At 26.8% G+C, this 3245-nt stretch carries 2 protein-coding genes; both read left to right on the top strand.

The genetic code is table 11. The features are described from left to right. The first annotated feature begins 248 nt into the window (after positions 1 to 248). Positions 249 to 2582 carry a UvrD-helicase domain-containing protein gene (locus IX290_RS11190; protein WP_211493275.1) on the top strand — a complete coding sequence of 778 codons (2334 nt, stop codon included), beginning with the start codon at positions 249 to 251 and terminating at the stop codon, positions 2580 to 2582. Between the two features lie 105 nt (positions 2583 to 2687). Then, complete coding sequence (locus IX290_RS11185; protein ID WP_211493274.1) at positions 2688 to 3095, top strand: hypothetical protein; 408 nt, start codon at positions 2688 to 2690, stop codon at positions 3093 to 3095. The last annotated feature ends 150 nt before the right edge of the window (positions 3096 to 3245 follow it).

Genomic DNA, 3245 nt, shown 5'->3' with positions numbered 1-3245 from the left:
TTGGTAAAAAATAGTGAAAAATTGGTAAAAAAATTAAGGTATTATATATATAATCGTTATTTTATCTTATATAATAAATAAAAAACAGACTAAATTGATTGTATTTATGTAATTTAAACTTTTTTTATAAAGTATAAAAAAATATATATAAATTATTTAAATAAATTACTCAAAAGTGTTGATTATTCAGATAAAATAATGGATAATCTTATAAAGGAGATGTTAATATAAAAAGAGGAGAAATTATTATGGGAATTGAATTGACAGATGAACAGAAAAAAGTAGTAAATTTTGATGACAGATTGTTAATTATCAAGGGAGCAGCAGGAAGTGGAAAAACTTTAGTTGGACTAGATAGAGCACATAAGATGGTTAATGATAGGACTTATTCTTTATTTGACACTGAGAAAAAAGTGGTATTTTTAACTTATAATAACTCTTTGATTAATGAACTTAAAGATAAGTATGAAAGCTATTTTGGTGAGTCAACTAATAGTTCAATTGACTTTAAAACTTATGATGGATTTGTTTATGGAATGATAAAAGATATGTTTTTAAAAACACACCCAAACTATCAAATAGGTTTTTTTAACCATGAGTGGTATAAAGAAGGGCAATACAGAAAATTTGTGCTAGATAGCTTTAAGGATACAAAATATGAAACATCTTTTATATTTGATGAATTTGAATATATTATGTCTAATAATTTTAACAAAGCAGAATACTTAATTGTAAATAGAAAAAATAGAAAAAAAAGGCTACTGAAAAGTGAAAGAGAAAAATTTTTAAAAGTACTGTGTGAATATAGAAAAATGCTATCTGATGATGAAAAGATAGATGGATTGGACATGTACAACTGGTTTTTACGTGAATTGGAATCAATTTCTAAAATGGACGATATGGAGGAAGCTAAAAAAAATGCTCCAAAACTCTTTAAGAAATTAGAAAGAATACATAGTATCATTATTGATGAAAGTCAGGATTTTACAAGAACTAAGATAAAGATAATGCTTAAAATAATTGAGATTTTTAGAGAGATTAAATCTTTGACTTTTCTATATGATGTGTCACAAAGCTTATATGATTTTACATGTTTTGCAGGAATAAATTCCTTTAAAGATATAGGGATAGATGGTAGAAAAAGTGTAAAAACTTTAAGTTTTAGTTATAGAAGTACAAAGCAGATTCATCAGTGTGCTTATAGCTTGCTATCAAGATTTCAAGAAAAAAGTGATAAGAATGAGCTTATAGTAAATCCAATATTTGGACAAAGTGATGAAGGTGTTAAACCATTTTTAGTTAAATTTGATAGCGTTGATGAAGAAGCAGGAGTATTTGCAACAATTGTAAAGAGTTTTTTAAGTAAAAAAGAGTATGACCCGTTAGATATTTTAGTAGTTCCAAATGATACTGCAACTGCACAACCATATATAGAGGCATTGGATAAAGTTGGAGTAGAAAGTGCAATAATAACCCCACAGCGTTGTAAGGAGCTAAATAGCACAGAGGAATCAGCAAGGGACTTTTATAAAGGAAAAGTAAGATTTTCCAATACACAAAATGTTAAAGGGCTAGAAGCTAAGATTATTTTTATGCTTGGAACAAATAATGAATTTATAAATTTTAATAAGAGTGACGAAGAGATAGCTAAATGCTATTATGTACAGATGACAAGAGCAATGGAATATCTGTTTATTTTTTCTGTAGGGGAACCAAACAAATATATAAAGAGCATTGATGAGAAATATTTAACTGAATTTGAATATGATAAAAATATAAGTGTTGAAGATATCATATATTCAAATACCTTAGTGTGCAGTGAGCATTTTCAAAAGAATAAGGTTGAAAGATATAGAGCAATTAAAAAGAATGCTGAAACTGAAATGACAGAAGAAATAAAAAAAGATGAAGAGAAAGAGAAGAGAATTGACACTGAAACTAAAAAAATAGCTAAAGCTGAATTAAAAATAGAAGGATGTATAGATTATGCTCGTAATGAGATGGAATCTCTTCCAGAAGATGTAGTGAGAATGATTGGTATGGGACTTTACCACTACAAGGCAGGGGTGGATATAGATGCTGCGTATTTTAAATTTTCTAAAGCTTTGGAATTTACTGTAAGAGCAATCTATAAGGAAAATGGTTTTGGCCTGGGAATAATGGCAAATGAGTTGTTTTTAAATAAAAATTATAAAAAATTTATACAGGAACTCTATAGAAAAAAACTTATAGTAGGTAGAAATACAACAGCTCATGATGAGATAAAAAGTCAAAAAGATTTAGATGTTTTGTATAACTATATTTTTAAAGAAAAAGGGTTAGAAAGATTTTATAATAAATTTTTATCAGTTGAAAACAAGGAAGAGAATAAACTTGTTGTAGAAAGAGTTGGAAATCTTTATACTAAGGGGTATAAGATCAAAGTTGGAGGAAGTTTATTATTTTCTTATTTAATAGATAATGAGGATTACGCTGTATGTGCTTATAAACTAAAGCCTGGTAACTATAAAATGGCAGGGTTTTATCAGGAGTCAAGGGGAAAGAAAATCTATAATATACAAAAATATCAGTTGATAGATTAATAGAGAAACATTTATTAAAGACCTTTCGGGGTCTTTTTTATTGTAAAAATTTATTTTAGATATGGTAAAATATAAAGAAATAGAATTATTAATAGAGGGGGAAGTATGTTTAAGAAGATTGATAAATTTGTATTTCAAATTACATTAGCTGATTATCTTATAAGGTTTGTGATGCTGCTAAAGATAGAAAATGAGATTTTAAGACCAGTTATTGGGATAATTTCACTTGCATTTTCCTTTGTTATATTTTTAAGGTTCTTTAAGGACAAAAAATATACTTGGAAGTATTTTTTAGGTTATGTGGTAGTCCAAAGTATAGTAAGTGTACTTTTAGAATTTATGTTCTTTGGATTTACTATGATAGGAGGTTCTTTAGGACTGTATTTAGGATTCCTGGCAAGTGGCATAGTATGTGCATTTACAGGAGGATTTCTATATGAATACTTTAAGCAGGCTTCATATGTAAAAATGGAGAGTTCTGAGGATAAAACAAATTCTAATTTGAAAAAATAAAAGATAGAGTATATTAATAAGTATTTAAACACTGTAAAGTTGTAATATTTATGTTTTTTATGTTGTTTTATAATACAAAATATGCTAAAATTTAATTATAGTATTATTGAGAAAAAACAATAAAAAATAATAATATACTTTTTGGAAGGG

The sequence above is a fragment of the Fusobacterium sp. DD2 genome, from assembly GCF_018205345.1.
In the GTDB taxonomy this organism is placed as follows: domain Bacteria; phylum Fusobacteriota; class Fusobacteriia; order Fusobacteriales; family Fusobacteriaceae; genus Fusobacterium_A.
The sequence above is the reverse complement of the archived record's forward strand: the minus strand, read 5'-3'. Positions and strand labels throughout refer to the sequence as shown.

What these genes read in the sequence shown, in the direction of transcription:
- IX290_RS11190 (WP_211493275.1), top strand. Translation starts at nt 249, where the DNA reads ATGGGAATTGAATTGACAGATGAACAGAAAAAAGTAGTAAATTTTGAT.
- IX290_RS11185 (WP_211493274.1), top strand. Translation starts at nt 2,688, where the DNA reads ATGTTTAAGAAGATTGATAAATTTGTATTTCAAATTACATTAGCTGAT.